The sequence below is a fragment of the Algoriphagus sp. TR-M9 genome (genome assembly GCF_027594545.1).
GTDB lineage: Bacteria > Bacteroidota > Bacteroidia > Cytophagales > Cyclobacteriaceae > Algoriphagus > Algoriphagus halophytocola.
Window position 1 is genome coordinate 1676453 of the sequence record NZ_CP115160.1, and the last position, 17458, is coordinate 1693910.

Consider the following 17458-nt stretch of genomic DNA (forward strand, 5'->3'; position numbering starts at 1 on the left):
TGTACAACATTCTGTAAAGTGCATACCCTTCGGGATACGCACCTTACAGCGGGCGTTGGGGTTAATTAAAAGGAGAAAATTGAAGAAACTGAGCGTTATCGTATTATCTATAGGGATGATAATCCTGTTGATATTCTTTGACCTATTTTCTCGACACAATTTTGTTACTGCCTATTTCGACATTTACACAACTGGTTTAGTATACACACAATGTGAATTTAAGGGCGAGAAACTAAAAGAGCTGAATTCTCGATCAAAAGAAATGGGATTTAAAGTAAGACACGTGGATTGTGACTTATTCTATTCGAAAGGAATGAATCAATATTACTAGATTATGTCTTCTAAAATCGGAGCAAAGAATGGCCCTAATTGGCTTGATGAATTGAATAAAAAGAAAGAAAACTAACCCCAATCGAGTAGACGGCCGTGAGCTATAAGCCCACGGTGCGCCTCTCACACCACTCCCGCACGTGTGGGATACGGGTCTTCCCGATTCTCGGGAAAGGCTGTATACGGCGGTTCATTGAATCTCAGGCTTTGATTTTTGCACATACCATATCTAGTTGTCAGCCCTAAAAACCTAAAATCTCTAATCCCTTCTCCAAGTCCCCGCAGATTCCTTATTTTCGCAAGACCCTAGACGATAAATGAGAATTATGAAAAGCACCTTTCTGCTAGTACCACTTTTCTTTTTGATTTTTTTTTCCGCGTTTGGCCAAACGGGTAAATCTGCCCCCAAACCCAATATCATTTTGATTTACGCGGATGATCTGGGGATTGGTTTACTGGGGCATGAGGGACAAGAAATCATTAAAACTCCAAATATTGATCGATTAGCGGCTGAAGGTTTGAGATTCCAGCGGGCTTATTCCAATATGCTTTGCGCACCTGCAAGAGCCTCATTACTTACAGGTCTTACAGATACCCATGCGAATAGCTTTGAAATCACCAATGGTGGGATTTATAATAAAATCGGAAGTGAACAGATGAGCTCAGCGGAAGTTCAGAAGACTGTAAACGATAAGCTATCTCCGATTACTTATGATCAGGTCTTTTTAGGCGAAGTGGCGAAAAGTACTGGATATGTGACTGCGCAGGTGGGTAAATTGGAATGGGGCTTTTCTGCCACGGATCAGCAGATGAAGCGACATGGATGGGATTATTACTTTGGCTACTTAGATCACCAGCGGGCTCATGGGTTTTATCCTCCGTATTTGTTTGAAAATGGAGCTTTGGTAGAAATAGACGGTAATACCCTGCTAAATAGCGGGAAATCAGGAGAGCCGGAGACAGCCGAGACTTATAAGGAACGCTGGGATATGGAAGGCAAGAAGCAGTATTCCCAAACCCTTTTTATGGACAAGGTTCTGAGTTTTATCACCACAACTAAAGATCAACCTTTCTTTCTGTATTTTCCTACGCAATTGCCGCATGGACCTGTCTCGATCCCGGCTGTTCATCCGGATTTTGAAAATGATGAACGCCTAACTCAAATTGAGAAGGAATATGCATCCATGGTCAAACTTCTGGACGATAATGTGGGGAAGATTCTGCAAAAACTGGAGGAATTGGGAATTGATGAAAATACCCTAGTCATTTTCACCTCCGATAATGGACATGAAATCTATTACAGTCAAGCAGGACGAACCCTGAAGCCCTATACCAATATGGAAACGGGGGAGCGCTTTGATGACTATGAAAGGAAATATTATAGTGAGTTGGCAGGCGATGTATTCGATGGCAATGGGGGCAGAGCTGGCTTAAAAAGAAGTAACCTACAAGGAGGAATCAATGTGCCGCTTCTGATCAGGTGGCCTGGAAAGATTCAAGCAGGCCGGATCAGTGAGCGTCTGGTGGCCAATTACGATATCTTACCTACAATCGCAGCCTTGGTGGGCTATTCCAAGGATTTTAAGACTGACGGGATTTCTTTCTATCCTGAGTTGCTAGGAAAATCTGAGGAGAATGCCCATGAGTTTGTGGTTTATTCCTCATTTATCGGCCCTTCACTGATTACCAATGAGGGCTGGAAAATCCGAACTCATTTGCCTAAAGGCGTATTCGAGTTGTTCTACTTGCCTGATGATTTCAGAGAGGAAAATGATTTGTCAGCCAAATTCCCGGAGAAACTCGAGGAGCTGAAAAGCAAACTTTTGGAAGCCTGCGATGGAGATTTGAAAAACGGGCATTATGGTTCAGGGCGAAGCCAGATAAGATTGTAAGTTATAGGCTCACGCAGCTAGCCGTCATGTCTATTAACCTCTCAATAATTGGCTATAGAAATGCTATTACTGCGCTCAGTATGAAATCTAGTGCAAAATTCAGGTTAAACTGGCGGCAGTATTGTAAAAAATATAAAAAGAGGCTGTCTCAAAAGGCTTATCGGCGTCTGCCTGAGTTTTAAGAATTCTTCAATCAGACAGAAGTGAAATGACTTAAATTAGGGTTTAAACAAGGATCTTGGTCACCTTGAGCGGAGTCCGAAGGTTCTCAATTTCGAAACTCCGTCTTTCAAGTCCTCGCACTGAACTTAATTCTTTGGCTTTTACCCAACTCCCCATTGGTGGCGGGACTGAAGAGCGCTTCCTGTAAATTAGGCTAGGTTTCGACTTCGCCTAATAGAATACCCCATGCTTTTGAGACAGCTTCTTTGTAGTTTGAATACCTTAGGCAGTTACATCAATGTGTGATTCAAATTCCTGGATATTTCCTTCCTCATCCTCAATGGAGAAGGTGATATGATACTCACCAGCAGGTGCGTTTGCAGGTACATCGATGTGCTCATGGAATTCAGCCTCGGTCAAACCATGATATCCTTCTTCATAGATTTCTTCAAAATCCCATTCCACTTCACCTGCCCCAGGAGTAACTCCATGGGCATGGATATCAACTGAAATCTAATGGATTCCATGTACAGCATTGATCATAAATTCCACATGAAAATCAGTACCTCTAGCCACTGTTTCGTCCATAGCAAATTCACTGATCGTCACTGCTGATAATACTTCTAGGTGTCCTTCTACCTCTGAGGTGTTTCCAGCTAGGTCGGTAACTTCCAGTGTGATGTGGTATTCTCCGGCAGGAGCAGTAGCAGGGATATCTACATGCTCATGGAAAGTAGGGTTTTTGACCATATACTTCTCATCTGTATAAGTTTCTGAAAAGTCCCATTCCTCTTCGCCTTCACCTACCACCAAGTCATGTCCATGAATGGTGAGGGTGATAGAAGCTACTGTGGCTTCCGCCAAAATTTCAGCTTCCAGATGAAGATCCGAACCTCTATATGCGGTACCGTCGGTAGCATGTGTGCCTCCTTCACCAAATTCGAACCCGGAGATTACAGGGGCATCAAAGTTTACATCCTCGTCATCCTGGCAGGAGAAAAGTGCAAGTCCCAAAATCGGGATAAGCAATGCGTGTCTAAGTTTGTTCATTGTTTTTTACTTTTTGTGGGTTATAGATTTGATTTAGTTTTCTTTAAAAATTTGACAATGAGGACATATACCTGCTGTCATAATATGTACTGTCTGGACTAAGTAGTCCTCAGGAATTGGAGTTTCTATGTGTTCTGCCTCTAGGCTATAAACTGTGTCGCACGCTAGGCATTGAAAATAATTGTGGGTAGAGGAATGATCCTTTTCCGTACATAATGAGTATCTGAAATCCCCATTGAAATCAGGAAATCTATAGATTAAATTTTCTTTTTCCAGCCTGAGCAGCATGCGGTAAATCGTCACCCTGCTACAGGATTTGTCCACTTGGTTTTTGATTTCAGTGTAATTGATTGGATGTGTAGCCTGGCTTATTATTCTTAGGATTTTTGTTCTGGCAATTGTGTTTCCCATGTCTCAATGGTTTGCAACTTTATTGCAAATATCTGATAAAAGATTACTAATGCAAATATGTTGCACTTGAGTTTATGAAATTCTTTCCTGAGCAGAAACTTTAAAAAGCCGTTTAAATGAGGAATTAGGAGTATTCTGTAATTTTCTACACTTTCTTATCTGCAACATTGTTTCAGGAAACTCTCTTCCTATATTTGCAATATAATTGCATTTAAATGTCAGTGATCCGTCTTACCCTCTTTATTTCTGTCTTGTTTTTGCCGGGAGCAAGTGAAGCTATTTCCCTAATGGGAGCTTCTGCAAACCGAATTTCTACAACTTTCCAATTTTCGAGTTTTGACTCCCTTGGACAATATGTATCGGACACTACTCCTGAAATCCAGGAACTGGAAGAGGTGGTGGTTATGGATCAGGCTGAGATGATCCGCCGAGAAGAAGCCAACGCTATTCAACTGATCAGGCAGGATTTTATCCGCGAAAACAGGAGCGGTAGCCTGATGAAATCCCTGGAGAGAATTCCCGGCATCAGCATGATTGGGATCGGCTCGGGAGCTTCCAAACCTCTGATCCGGGGCCTTGGATTTAACCAGGTGATGGTCGTAGAGAATGGTATCAAGCACGAAGGACAGCAATGGGGGGCTGATCATGGGCTTGAGGTGGATCAGTTTGCGGCAGATCAGATCATGATCATCAAAGGTCCTGCCTCATTTAAGTATGGCTCCGATGCAATAGGCGGAGTGATTGATATCCGGGAAAGGCTCCCTCCTGCAGAAGATGGCTTCGGCGGTTCGATAGAGCTGGGAACCCGGTCAAACAATGCCTGGTTTGGGGGTTCCGCTAATCTGTTTTACAAGAGAAATAACTGGTTTGCCGTAGGAAGACTGACCGTGGCTGATTATGGGGATTTTAAAGTCCCTACAGACTCCGTGTTTGTCTATGATTTTGGTGTGGCACTTCACGAGGGCCAAGTCAGAAATTCTGCCGGGAATGAACTTGATTTCTCGAGTAGGGTAGGGTACCTGGGTAAGAATTTCCGAAATACACTTGGAGTGAGTAGAGTCAGCACCAAAGCCGGTTTTTTTGCCAATGCCCATGGGTTGGAGCCAAGACAGGTGGACTCGGAACTTCATGATCGCTCTAGCCGGGATATTCTCCTGCCTTTTCAGGAGGTGAGGCATACCAAAGTGATCAATAAATCCAGCTATGCTGCCGGAAATAACTTTCTTCAATTGGACCTGGGCTATCAGCGGAATGACCGTAAGGAATGGAGCCAATATGTCAATCATGGCTATATGCCGGCAATCTATCCTTCCGAGATGCTTTATCCCTCGGATCTGGAGCGTGCATTTGATAAAGAAGTATTTTCGCTAAACCTGAAAGATGAACTCTTTTTGGATAGACACGAATTGGCGTTTGGTGCCAGTGGGGAATACCAGCACAATGATATAGGAGGCTGGGGATTTTTGATCCCGGCTTTTCAGCAATACAGTTATGGTCTCTACGTCCTTGATAAATTTAAGCTGACTCCACTTTGGCAGCTTAGTGCTGCCCTGCGCTATGATCACAGCCAGATTCACGTAGAGGAATACCAAGATTGGTTCCCCAGTGTAGATGATGCTTCCCAGGCTACTGAAGAAGACTACCTGTATAGAGCAGTGGATTTTCAGAGAGAGTTCAACAGCCTGGTCTGGTCGGTAGGGGTGAATTATACACCGGGAGATCTGATCTTAAAGGGAAACTTGGGAACCAGTTTCCGCATGCCTATTGCAAAGGAGCTGGCGGCCAATGGGGTCAATTATCACTATTTCCGCTACGAGCGGGGCAATGCTGACCTAAATCCGGAGCAATCCCTACAACTGGATCTGGGTGCTGAGCTGAAAAAGGAGAAATGGTTGCTGTCCTTCAGTCCTTTTATCAATTATTTCTCGAATTACATCTACTTAAATCCCACTGCCGAAATGGATGTGCTGTATGGTGCCGGAAACCAGGTGTTTAATTATACTGAAGCTGAAGTCCTGCGATATGGAGCAGAACTAAGCGTGCTGCATCAATTGACAAAGCAGCTAAGTTTTGAATTCCTAGGCGAGTTCGTTTATAGCGAGCAAATGTCTGGTGACAAGCAAGGATTCACCCTTCCTTTTTCCCCGCCACCATCTGGGATTATCAACGCTACCTACAAGCCTCTAAGCAAAGGGCTTTTTAGCAATCCCTACTTCGCAGTGGACTTTCGCATGACCGCTGAACAGGCCAATATCGTTCCTCCGGAGAAAGTTACCCCAGGCTATCAGTTGGTCAATCTGCGCGCAGGTTCTGGCATTTCTCTCTTGGGTCAAGAAATCCAGGTAGATGCCCAGGTGCAGAATCTCTTCAATACCCGGTACCTGAACCATACCAGCTTCTATAGGCTCATCAATTTGCCGGAGGCAGGGCGGAATATCACGCTATCCTTGAGTTACCAATTTTAGCATAAGCCTTCAATCAAAGACTAATCTTTAAAGAAATCGAAATAAACGAATTGAAAATGAAAAAGTACGCATTGGGTTTGGTTTTAAGTATGATACTCTTTGCCTGTGGTGAAGATGAAAAGCCGGCGATAGACCTGGAATATCCTGAGATTATCGCTACAGCGGATTCTTTTCCTATACAATGCAGTGTAGTAGAAAGGGGAAGTACGCTGGAATTTAAAGCGTTGTTTTCCGATAATGTGGAACTGGGAAGCTACAGTCTCGACATCCACCACAATTTTGACCACCACACCCATAGCACAGAGGTCAATGACTGCGAGTCGGATCCTGTCAAGGCGGCAGTTAATCCTATGCTGTTTATTCAGACATACACCATACCTACTGGTCTGAATGAATACGAAGCGGAGGCAGAAATCGATATCCCCTCTGATATAGATCCGGGAGATTATCATTTTTTGATCCGGGTGACAGACAAAGAAGGCTGGCAGACGCTACAGGGGATTAGTATTAAAATCCTTTAAGTCTATAGTTTTGCCAGCTACTAGCGTTCATTGTTTTTATAGAAGGAAGTATGTGCAATACTGTTGCAAATTAAATGCAATTATGTTGCATTTAATAGCGCTTTGATTTTACTTTGCTGCACCTAATAAAAACACAGCATGAACAGATTTACAAAATTTTATGGCCTAGTGCTATTGGCAGCATTTGCCTGTCAGGAAAATGAAGATCCAATTATTGACCAGGAGGAAACTTTTGACGCCACAGAAAGCGAGTGGGTCAGGCTAGTCACAATTAATGAATCCGGAAACATCGGATTAATGAATCCAGTGGCTGGTTCGGCTCGGGCTCTTAGCGTTGCACCATTCGCAGCAGGAAGTCGTCCTTATTTAAGTTCTTCTGGAAGATATATTACCTCCGTCATGAGAAATGAAGGAGAAGTTCGGTTTTTCGATTCTGGTATCGAGTTCCATATTGATCATGGACATGAATATGAGCCAAAGTGGGTAGCAACTGCAGCCATGGCACCGCTTCCCACACACTTTTCTACCTCACATGAAAATATTGTCATATTTAACGACGGCGATGGATCTATTACTTGGGCACACGAGCAGGAAATCGGACTTCCATCTTTTGAACCTAAGATCATCAAGGACATGGGGAATGGGGTGCACCATGGAGCTGCGACCTGGTTAGCAGGCGATTACTTTGCGGTTACTTTCAAGAATCCAGCTATTCCGGGTCCTTTGCCGGAAACCATAAAATTAATCGATGAGCAAGGTGCTCTAGTCGCGGAGTCTGAAACGGCTGTGGTAAGTGGAATTCACGGCGATGCATCCAATGGAAAATATGCGCTATTCGGAGGTATGGAAGGGGTTTTGGTAGCATCGAAAGAGAAGGAGCTCTTTTTGATCCCGAACAGCGATGGATTGAATCCGGAATCAGGTAACTGGCTAGGTAGCCTCAAGGCACATGATAAATCAGAGGTGTTCTATGGAAGCTCTGGGAATAAAGGAGTTTTCAAAATTGACCCAGTCGCTAAAAGTATTACTAATGTATATAGTGGCGATGATGTAGTGAGCTACTTTTTCAATGAAGATGGTTCAAAATTTATCATCCAAAATGAGAGTGATCATATAATGGTATTGGATGCTAAATCAGGAAGTGAATTGCTTTCTAAATCCATGTCTGTTGCCACAAATCTAAACCCTACAGCAAGAGTAGTCCGTGATGAATATGAAAAATATAGGCTTCTTGATGAGCCATCTCCTGTTTTGACAGCTTCCCAAAACTATCTATATGCGCTAGAAGGCTCAAGAACTAACATCAAAGTGTACGATTTAGAAGATTTGAATTTGGTTCATACTATGCCACTAGATAGTCCTGTAGGAACTATCATAAGAGTGGGCTTTCATGAGGATAGGTGATCCGCGCTGATAAATATGTGTATTAGTATTAAAGCCCTTCCGTTCAGTTACTTAGTTTTTGGCATGACTTCAATGCAAAGCATGAAAAATGCGAATGAAACTGGAATGAAAAATACTTCTAAAGTAGATCAGATGAAGATTCGCTACTAATGAAATTATAATTTGGTTGATGGTTAAATGACAAAGGCTGCCTGGTAATCTGGGCAGTTTTTTTTGTGGTTTTTGCAACCTGGGGATTCTTAAAAAAACTCTTTCATGGCAGTGACCACTGTCCCCAATAAGAAGGTTTGGGGTGTTGACGATGATTATGGTAATAAACTTTAGTCTAATGCACGTATTTTTAATTATTATACTGCTGCTGCACAAGTTCAGTTGTATTTAGTTTTTGCTGATAGCAAGCTGAAATTCCCAGTTTCCAAACCCAACTTCAGATTTGCTTCAAGAGGGAGCCCTATCTTTTTCATGATATATTGCATGGTATTGCTTGTGCTTTAAGCTAGTACAGATACTTGTGCTGTCTTAAAGTGTTGTAGTAGAGTGGTTTAATGCGGTATGTAAGAAGCGTCAATTCATGAAAATACTATTAGTAGAAGACAACCCGGAGCTCACCCAAAACATCAGCAATTACCTGCAGGACCAGGGTATGCGATGTGAAAGTGCGGTTAATTTATTTGATGCGCAGGATAAACTCCTCAGCTATAGCTATGACTGTATCATTTTGGACCTCATGCTGCCAGATGGAAACGGGCTTACCTTGCTGGAACTGATTAAGTCGAAGAAAATGGAGGTGAATGTTTTGATTATTTCTGCCAAGGGTTCTTTGGACGATAAGCTGTCAGGACTGGATCTTGGGGCTGATGATTATTTGGCCAAGCCTTTTCATTTAGCTGAATTGTTGGCGAGGTTAAAGGCGATTTACAGGCGAACCAAAATGCAGGGATTTGATGAGTTGGTTTTCAATGAAATCACCGTGGTGAACTCGCAGTTACAGGTTTTGGTGAATGAGCAAATCCTGGATCTGACCAAGAAAGAATATGATCTGCTGCTTTTTTTTCTCACCAATAAGGACAGGGTGGTTGGCAAAAACGCCATAGCACATCATCTCTGGGGAGATTATACCGACGACCTGTCAAACTTTGATTTTGTGTACCAGCATGTGAAAAATCTAAGAAAAAAAATCTCCGCCGCCGGGGGCAGAGACTACATCCGTACAGTCTATGGTCTGGGCTACAAATTTGATTCTGCAGCATTATGAAACTTATAAATATCATCAGTCTTTGGTTTCTAGGGATTACCCTGGCCGCGCTGCTCATCGGAACTATAGTGATCTATGAAAAACTGGGTTCCGAGATTGATTTTGAACTGGGTATGGAGCTGGACAGGCAGATTGAATCTTATGCCCAGCGAATAGAGCAGGGAGCTCCTGTGGAGAAATTACAATATGATAAACTTCAAATTCAGGAGTTACCCATGGATTGGCCTACAGAGGAGCTTTGGCTTAGGGACACACTGGCTTACCATGACCCGATGAACCGGAACGAGACCCAGCTGAAAGCCAGTCGTTCTTTCAAAATAGACGGGAAACATTACCGGATTTCCTATTACAATCTGGTAGTAGAAGCAGACGATATCACGGAAACTATAGTACTGACCATGCTTACCGTATTTTTGGCTCAGTTGTTATTTATTGGTTTTTTTCTTTGGGCCATTTCCAAAAAGATTTTTCGCCCTTTTCATACCAGTTTGGAACAGCTGCAGCAGTTTTCCTTTCAGAAAAATACACCTTTGAAATTAACAAAAAGCGGGGTTTACGAGTTTGACTTACTGAATACCTTTTTGGAAAAAATGTCCACCAAACTGCTCAAGGACTACCGTAAGATCAAGGAGTTTTCTGAGAATCTTTCTCATGAAATCCAGACACCTTCTGCGGTAGTAAGGGGTAAGCTGGAACTGCTGATGAACGAATCCATCAATGAGCAGCAGGCTGCTTTGATCCAAGCTGCATTTGATAGCAATGAGCGTATTCGGAGGATCGTTAAGTCATTGGCGATTTTAGCCAAGCTCGAGAATGAAGAGTTTGAATCACCAGAACCCATGGATTTCAGCGAGGGGATGCAGCAAATGCTCAGTCGATTGGAAGAGGTCATTCACATGCATGACCTTCATCTCAAAAAGGACATCCAACCAGGTGTGATTTTGCAAATCCACCCATATGTGGCAGAGATTCTCATCCATAATCTGCTGACCAATGCCATCAAGCACAATGTGGATGGCGGGGAAATAGATATTCTCATGGATGAGAGTATGCTGCAGATCAGAAACTCCGGTAAATCTCCGTCTTTTGACCCTAAGGAAATGCTAGGGCGCTTCAAAAAGGATGGGGAGCACCAGGATTCCGTAGGGCTTGGTCTGGCCATAGTGAATCAGATTTGTAAGAATTACGGGTTCACTTTGCGCTATACATTTGACAAGCCTTTTCACAGCATTCAGGTGCAATTTAGGTAAGCACTTCAAAATTGGTATAGAATGTTTGCCTATTCTTATATCAAAACCAACTATTAATCCCATGAATCCACAATTTAAAGTTTTCTTTTTGATCCTATTTTTATGCCTTCCGCTGATGGGGCTGGCTCAGTCTTATCAGGTGACAGGTAGTCTGAAAGACGGGGAAAGAAACGAGGCACTGGCATTTGTGCAGGTGGCTTTGTTTGAATCCCCAGAATCTGTAGATCCCATAGCCTTTACAGACACTGATGATCAAGGACGGTTTTCACTGCAGGCTGATAGGGGCACTTATGTGCTCAAAGCCTTTTTTCTAGGTTATGAGGATTTGGTAGTAGAGGGAGTTAAAGTAGAAGGGAAGGTCTCGCTGGGAGAAATGGAGATGGTGAACGAAGCAGAAAATCTGGAGGAAGTAGTGGTGCAGACCAGCAAAATGCCAGTACGGGCCAGTTTGGAAGGAATCACCATTACTCCGGAAAATAACCTGGCAAATGCCGGAGGTACACTTTTGGATGTACTGAGAAATACCCCCTCGATTTCTGTGTCTGAGGATGGATCTATATCGCTGAGAGGAAGTAGCGGAACCAATATTCTGATCAACGGGCGTAATTCCTCTTTGACCCAAAACCTGGATCAGCTGCCTGCCAGTGCAGTGGAAGAAATCAAAGTTATTAATAATCCCAATGCCCGATATGACGCGGCTGCAGAAGGAGGAGTGATAGATATAATATTGAAAAAAGGTCAAGACCTGGGAACGCACGGAGGGGTAGAGGCCACCTATGGCACCCGGGGAAGGTCAAATGTAGGAGGTAGAATTAATCATCGCACAGGAGCCATCAATGTGTTTGCAGGATATAACTTCCGAAACTGGAAAGGTGTGAGCGAGCGAAGTTCGGTTAGAGAGATTTTTGAGGACAATGAAAGACTCGAGCAAACTACCATTGGTTCGGATCGGGACAAGGGGCATAACCTTAACCTGGGAGCAGATTATTACTTTGGGGATAATGTTTTGAGCTATGAAGGAGTGTATCAGCATGGACATAATTTCCAGACCAATACGCTTTATTCCGAGCTGAGTACTTTAGATTCCAGTGATCCCGAGGATGATTATGATTACGTGCGAAGAAACAATGAGGATGAAATAGATGAAGGTTTGGACAATGCGCTGATCTTTGAACACAGCTTTGATGATGAAGGGAATTTGCTCCGGATCACGGCTAGCCATTCCTATAGAAATCAGTACAAAACCCAGAGAATAGATATTTTCGGCAACACGTTGGATCCCAATCCTGACAACCTTACCGGACAAGAAAAAGCCTTTACGGATGAGGTAAGAAACATCACTGTACTTCAGGCAGATTATATCAAGCCATTGGAGTCCGGACAATTCGAAGCTGGGCTGAAATCCAACATTAGGAAATTTGACAATGATTACCAGTATCTCAGATTCGAGGAAACCTCAGGTACTTTTGTAGAAGACCCGGCCGTGAGTAACCAGTTTATCTATCAGGATCAGATTCATGCGGGGTATGCAATTTTTGCCTCAAAAAAGGAGAAGTTTGAGTATGGACTTGGGCTTCGCGGGGAGTACACCAGAGTGGACACTTACCTGAAAAACACCGATGAAGAGAATGAGCAACGTTATTTCAATCTTTTCCCAAGTGTGCAAGGAATGTATAATCTGGATGATAATCATTCCTTGAAATTCACCTATTCCAGAAGAATTGATCGGCCCACGGCATGGAGATTGAATCCCTTTCCGGACATCACAGATTCACTGAATATTCGAAGAGGAAATCCAGATCTGGAACCAGAGATGATCAATTCCTTTGAGGTAGGGCACCTCGCAAACTTTGATAAATCGAGCTTTACCACCAATTTTTTCTATAGGCAAGTGAATGGGCAGCTGGATTTTATCACCATAGTGGAGGATGGCATTTCCTATTCCCAGCCGGCCAACTTGCTTTCCTCCCAGTCTTATGGGGTTGAGTTTATAGGAGTTTCCGAGATAAACGATTGGTATTCCTTAAATGGTGGTGTTACGTTATTTGGGATTTCCGTGGATGGGTCTAATATTGGAGAGGACTTTACGAACTCCGGATTTTCGTGGAATGCCAAGCTTACCCAGGATTTTAAGCTTCCTTATGGATTTAACTTCCAGCTGGTGGGCAATTATGAGTCTCCTGAAATAGAAGCCCAGGGTAAAGATCTGGCCAGATACTCCATGGACGGGAGTATCCAGAAATCCTTCTTAGGTGAAAAAGCTAGCATTCTACTCAGCGTGAGAGATATCTTCAACACAGACCGGTTTGCTGGGGAAACCCGAACCAGCACATTCTCCCAGGATTTCAGGGCAAAGCGTGAAACACGTATTATTTTACTGACAGCTCGGTACAATTTCTAATGCTCAAAGCATTGGTTTTTCCTCAGGCAACCTGATTTTATTGCAATTATTGTCCTCCTAATCAAACGGGTGTGTAATCCGGGTTAAGTTTGAAGCTAAGACTTTGATAAAGGCATTATCAATCATCCATTGTGATCTGGATTTCCAAGGTTGTTTTGCATGCCTTTTATCAGATTTTAGCAGTGCAGTAAGGAAAAATTCTTTAGGTTTCCTTTGAGGTAATTTCCAGCAAATCATAAAAAAATGCGATGAGTCATTCGAGTTTTCCCAGGTTTATTTTGCTTTCTCTACTAGCGCTGCTCATGGCGGGCCATAGTTCAGGTCAGGAAAGACAGGGGCTGTACACTACATCGGTACCCCTGAAGATCGATGCCATCAGAACAGAAAAGTTTCAGGTAATAGAGCACTTTGGGGCTTCGGATGCCTGGTCAGCACAGTTTGTGGGTGGCTGGCCTGAGGAGAAGAAAAATGCCATAGCTGAGCTGCTTTTTAGTCAGGAAAATGATACCGAAGGAATTCCAAAGGGTATAGGATTGTCACTTTGGCGATTCAATATAGGTGCAGGAAGTGCTCAGCAGGGCGGGTTCAGTGGTATCAGAGACGAATGGAGACGGGCAGAGACCTTTTTGGAAGCTGATGGAACCTATAATTGGGATAAGCAGGCAGGGCAGCTTTGGTTTGCAAAAGCTGCACAGGAATTGGGTGTGGAAAGGCTGTTGGTATTCCCCAATAGTCCTCCGGTATCTATGACTAAAAACGGTAAAGCTCATGCAAGTGACGGTAAGTCAAATTTGGCCGAGGATGATTTTCCAGAATTTGCGGAATACCTGGCAGAAGTGATTGAAGGCTTGCAGCGGAAAGGGCTAGATGTGGACTATGTAAGTCCAGTGAATGAGCCCCAGTGGGACTGGTCAGAAAGCGGCCAAGAGGGTACGCCTTTTTGGAATCATGAGATCGCTGGTATAGTAAGGGCTTTGGATGCAGCCCTTAGCAGGAGAAACCTGAAGACCAAAATTGATGTGGCTGAAGCCGGCAAAATTAACTACCTCTATGAGCAGGCCGATAGGGAAGGAAGAGGAGCGCAGATCAAAGAATTTTTCCATCCAGAATCCAAAAATTACCTAGGGGACCTTACCCATGTCAGTTCCAGTATTTCTGGGCATAGTTATTTTACCACATCTCCTTTTGAGCTGTCTGCGCAGCAGCGAAGGCAGCTGGACTCTGCCCTAACTAGCGTTCCAGGCTTACGGTTCTGGATGAGTGAGTACTGTATCCTGGGAGATAATGCTGGGGAAATCAATGGCTACGGCAGAGACCTGGGGATGGAGTCCGCGCTTTACCTGGCGCGTGTGATCCATAATGACCTGACCATTTCCAATGCCAGCGCCTGGCACTGGTGGCTTGCCATTTCTCCATATGATTACAAGGATGGCCTCATTTACATCGATAAGCAGAAAAATGATGGGGATTTTTACGAAAGCAAAATGCTATGGGCATTGGGTAATTTCAGCAGATTTATACGTCCTGGCTACCAAAGGGTAGGGGTGGAAATTAATGGCGTTATAGGACAGAACAAGGGGTTTTTAGTTTCTGCGTATGAGTCCCCGGCTGCAAATGAGCTGGTGTTTGTGTTGGTTAACTCAGGGCTTGATGATATTTCTGTGGATTTGAATGCGAGTGGAGCTGGTGTTTCCATCCAGGCACTCTACTATACATCGGAGGATAGGAGTTTAGAGCCGGAGTCTACACTGGACTCGGGAAGTCTCAGCATACCTGCCAGATCCATAGTCACCGTGAAGACAATGCTTTGAAATTGTAGGCTAATAGAACTTGAACGTGGCTAGAATTTACAGAGGGGTAGTTGCCGAAAGCGAGTCCGACCTTTGATTATCGAATAATGAACCAATGGCTGCAAATACTAAGATAAACCTAAGTACTTAGAAAAAACTTAAGTTACCCATTGCCATGTGTACTGGGCTTAATCCATCAAAAATCAGTACAGGATAGTTGTATTTTATGAAGTTCTTAATTTGTCTTGAGGGCTTTGGTTTTCAGGTTTTCATAAAATGCATATCCACTTCTTATTCCATCAAAAAATATGAACAAATGTAGTTTTCCATGGTGCCTTTTTTACATTTTACTTTCTTTTGTTGCCAGGGCGCAGGAACCTGATCCTTCGTCCGAAAGGCCAAATATCATTTTTATACTCACTGATGATCAGCGATTTGATGCGCTAGGATATGCCGGAAATCCTTATGCACACACACCCGAGATGGATAGACTTGCCCAGACTGGGACCTATTTTGAAACGGCTATGGTGACCACCCCTATTTGCGCAGCCAGTAGAGCTAGTTTATTCACAGGTTTATATGAGCGTTCGCATAATTTCAATTTTCAAACAGGTAATATACGCGCTGAGTACATGGAAGAATCATATCCGACACTCCTGAAGAAAAATGGATATTACACCGGTTTTTTTGGGAAATATGGAGTCAAATATGATGAGCTGGAAAAGCAGTTTGATGTGTACGAATCCTACGATAGAAACAATCAATATCCTGATAGAAGGGGGTACTTCTACAAAACCATCCAAGGAGATACGGTACATCTGACTCGATATACGGGGCAACAGGGACTGGATTTTATCGAAAGCACTCCTTCCGATCAACCGTTTTGTTTGTCTCTTAGTTTTTGTGCACCGCATGCCCACGATGGTGCTCCTGAGCAATATTTTTGGCAAAGCAGCACAGATCAATTGCTGCAGAATACCACCATTCCAGGTCCTGAGCTTGGAGAAGAAGCCTATTTTCAAGCACAACCCCAATTTGTACGTGACGGTTTCAATCGTCTGCGATGGACTTGGAGATATGATACCGAGGAGAAATACCAGCACAGCTTAAAAGGGTATTATCGCATGATTTCCGGTATTGACATGGAAATCGCAAAGCTGCGTGCGAAGCTGGAGGAAAAAGGACTGGATAAAAATACGGTGATCATCGTGATGGGGGATAATGGTTATTTTCTAGGTGAACGGCAGCTAGCAGGGAAATGGCTGATGTATGATAACAGTATCCGGGTTCCGCTGATTATATATGATCCACGAGTGCAGCAGCACAGCGATGTGAAAGATATGGTGCTGAATGTGGACGTGCCATCCACCATCTTAGATCTGGCGGGGCTGGAATTGCCAAACTCCTGGCATGGCAAAAGTCTGGTGCCGTTCATAGCGGGGAAGAATAGGCATTTTGACAGGGATACGGTATTGATCGAGCATATTTGGGAATTTGACCACATAGCTCCGAGCGAAGGCGTGCGAACAGCAGACTGGAAATACTTCCGTTATGTCAATGACAAAAGAGTGGAGGAGCTTTATCACCTCAAGGAGGATCCAAAGGAAACCCATAACCTGATCAATAACCCCGAGTACCAAAGGACAGCAAGCGTGCTTCGAGATAAAACCGATGAGCTGATCGCCAGATACAGTAATAAGTACCGAGATGCACCGTCCCAACTGAGCGTTGATTTAATAAATATGCCAAAAAATGAAGCAGAGGTCTTAGAAACTCAACTGGAATTTAGCTGGCAGCTATCCGAGTTTACCAAAAAGCAGTCTGCCTATCAGATAGTAGTCAGCTCCAGCGAGGAACTGAGCGCTACTAATACCGGCGATTTATGGAATAGTGGACAGGTAAGGTCAGCAGCTTCTACTCAGGTGAATTATGCCGGAAATCCATTGGAGGAAGGAAAAACCTATTATTGGAAAGTACGGATATGGGATGAGGATAATCGTCTGGTTGATTATTCAAAAGCCCTGAAATTCACCGCAAAAGGAAGTGAGGACTGACTAAGCTGTAATGCCAAATAAATGTAACAAGAACCCCAGTTTTTAGTCCAAATAAGTACTAACTTCTATGGATTTCGATAGAGCTCCTTTGGGGCTATCTCCGGTTTATTCATTAGGTAGGTGAGTTTAGCCCATTGATATTTAGTTAATTATAAATTAATGAGGCCGATCAATTTAACATTTCATTCTCAGGATCTACTGCCGCTTTTTACCTGAGCACTTTTCTCAATGCTTTAGCTTAAAAGGAAAGATCAATCCGGATTTCCCTTAAGCTAATCAGAGAATGGAGGCAGGCGAAAGCATACAGTTGATAGAGGCCTAAAGCTTTTTTATGATTGACATAGGGTACAGATAGAGCTTTTATACCCAAAAATGGAAAAACCTGAGGCTTACCTTCAGTCTTGTGTTGGATGAAAGGTGGTCGGGTTAATTCCAGTAATGGCATCATTGTGGCTAATTAAAAGGCTGAAATT

12 protein-coding genes are annotated in these 17458 nt (G+C 43.4%); 9 read left to right on the forward strand and 3 right to left on the reverse strand.

Going from position 1 to position 17458, the window contains the following annotated elements:
• The first annotated feature begins 656 nt into the window (after positions 1 to 656).
• Entirely contained in the window at positions 657 to 2222 is a 1566-nt protein-coding gene (locus PBT90_RS07375) for an arylsulfatase (protein ID WP_264809748.1), read from the forward strand.
• Between the two features lie 444 nt (positions 2223 to 2666).
• Here the strand turns inward: PBT90_RS07375 and PBT90_RS07380 are convergent, their stop codons facing one another.
• From PBT90_RS07380 to PBT90_RS07390, 3 genes are read right to left on the reverse strand one after another with little or no spacing between them, the layout of a single operon-like run.
• Positions 2667 to 2897 carry a DUF4625 domain-containing protein gene (locus PBT90_RS07380; RefSeq protein WP_333482160.1) on the reverse strand — a complete coding sequence of 77 codons (231 nt, stop codon included), beginning with the start codon at positions 2895 to 2897 and terminating at the stop codon, positions 2667 to 2669.
• A complete protein-coding gene (locus tag PBT90_RS07385; RefSeq protein ID WP_270132465.1) occupies positions 2898 to 3434 on the reverse strand; it encodes a DUF4625 domain-containing protein in 537 nt (178 codons plus the stop codon).
• Positions 3435 to 3467: 33 nt separating this feature from the next.
• The gene (locus tag PBT90_RS07390; RefSeq protein ID WP_264809750.1) at positions 3468 to 3845 is read right to left on the reverse strand and encodes a Fur family transcriptional regulator; all 378 of its coding nucleotides are present in this window, start codon (positions 3843 to 3845) and stop codon (positions 3468 to 3470) included.
• Between the two features lie 215 nt (positions 3846 to 4060).
• Between PBT90_RS07390 and PBT90_RS07395 the strand changes: the two genes are divergently transcribed.
• The 8 genes from PBT90_RS07395 (at position 4061) to PBT90_RS07430 (ending at position 16985) form a co-directional block, all read left to right on the forward strand.
• Positions 4061 to 6310 (forward strand): TonB-dependent receptor, encoded by a 2250-nt coding sequence (locus PBT90_RS07395; RefSeq protein ID WP_264809751.1) that lies wholly within the window; start codon positions 4061 to 4063, stop codon positions 6308 to 6310.
• A gap of 56 nt (positions 6311 to 6366) precedes the next feature.
• On the forward strand, positions 6367 to 6831 hold the full coding sequence (locus PBT90_RS07400) for a DUF4625 domain-containing protein (RefSeq protein ID WP_264809752.1): 465 nt from the start codon (positions 6367 to 6369) through the stop codon (positions 6829 to 6831).
• Between the two features lie 138 nt (positions 6832 to 6969).
• Positions 6970 to 8235 carry a hypothetical protein gene (locus PBT90_RS07405; RefSeq protein WP_264809753.1) on the forward strand — a complete coding sequence of 422 codons (1266 nt, stop codon included), beginning with the start codon at positions 6970 to 6972 and terminating at the stop codon, positions 8233 to 8235.
• A gap of 571 nt (positions 8236 to 8806) precedes the next feature.
• Entirely contained in the window at positions 8807 to 9490 is a 684-nt protein-coding gene (locus tag PBT90_RS07410) for a response regulator transcription factor (protein ID WP_264809754.1), read from the forward strand.
• A complete protein-coding gene (locus PBT90_RS07415) occupies positions 9487 to 10740 on the forward strand; it encodes a sensor histidine kinase (RefSeq protein WP_264809755.1) in 1254 nt (417 codons plus the stop codon). Before PBT90_RS07410 ends, PBT90_RS07415 begins: the two co-directional genes overlap by 4 nt.
• Positions 10741 to 10801: 61 nt before the next feature.
• Positions 10802 to 13141 (forward strand): TonB-dependent receptor domain-containing protein, encoded by a 2340-nt coding sequence (locus tag PBT90_RS07420; protein WP_270132471.1) that lies wholly within the window; start codon positions 10802 to 10804, stop codon positions 13139 to 13141.
• A gap of 248 nt (positions 13142 to 13389) precedes the next feature.
• Complete coding sequence (locus PBT90_RS07425; protein ID WP_264809757.1) at positions 13390 to 14952, forward strand: glycoside hydrolase; 1563 nt, start codon at positions 13390 to 13392, stop codon at positions 14950 to 14952.
• Between the two features lie 287 nt (positions 14953 to 15239).
• Positions 15240 to 16985: a sulfatase family protein gene (locus PBT90_RS07430; RefSeq protein WP_264809758.1), complete on the forward strand. Its 1746-nt coding sequence runs from the start codon at positions 15240 to 15242 to the stop codon at positions 16983 to 16985.
• The last annotated feature ends 473 nt before the right edge of the window (positions 16986 to 17458 follow it).

What these genes read in the sequence shown, in the direction of transcription:
- PBT90_RS07410 (WP_264809754.1), top strand. Translation starts at nt 8,807, where the DNA reads ATGAAAATACTATTAGTAGAAGACAACCCGGAGCTCACCCAAAACATC.
- PBT90_RS07395 (WP_264809751.1), top strand. Translation starts at nt 4,061, where the DNA reads ATGTCAGTGATCCGTCTTACCCTCTTTATTTCTGTCTTGTTTTTGCCG.
- PBT90_RS07400 (WP_264809752.1), top strand. Translation starts at nt 6,367, where the DNA reads ATGAAAAAGTACGCATTGGGTTTGGTTTTAAGTATGATACTCTTTGCC.
- PBT90_RS07405 (WP_264809753.1), top strand. Translation starts at nt 6,970, where the DNA reads ATGAACAGATTTACAAAATTTTATGGCCTAGTGCTATTGGCAGCATTT.
- PBT90_RS07430 (WP_264809758.1), top strand. Translation starts at nt 15,240, where the DNA reads ATGAACAAATGTAGTTTTCCATGGTGCCTTTTTTACATTTTACTTTCT.
- PBT90_RS07415 (WP_264809755.1), top strand. Translation starts at nt 9,487, where the DNA reads ATGAAACTTATAAATATCATCAGTCTTTGGTTTCTAGGGATTACCCTG.
- PBT90_RS07375 (WP_264809748.1), top strand. Translation starts at nt 657, where the DNA reads ATGAAAAGCACCTTTCTGCTAGTACCACTTTTCTTTTTGATTTTTTTT.
- PBT90_RS07420 (WP_270132471.1), top strand. Translation starts at nt 10,802, where the DNA reads ATGAATCCACAATTTAAAGTTTTCTTTTTGATCCTATTTTTATGCCTT.
- PBT90_RS07425 (WP_264809757.1), top strand. Translation starts at nt 13,390, where the DNA reads ATGAGTCATTCGAGTTTTCCCAGGTTTATTTTGCTTTCTCTACTAGCG.
- PBT90_RS07390 (WP_264809750.1), bottom strand. Translation starts at nt 3,845, where the DNA reads ATGGGAAACACAATTGCCAGAACAAAAATCCTAAGAATAATAAGCCAG.
- PBT90_RS07385 (WP_270132465.1), bottom strand. Translation starts at nt 3,434, where the DNA reads ATGAACAAACTTAGACACGCATTGCTTATCCCGATTTTGGGACTTGCA.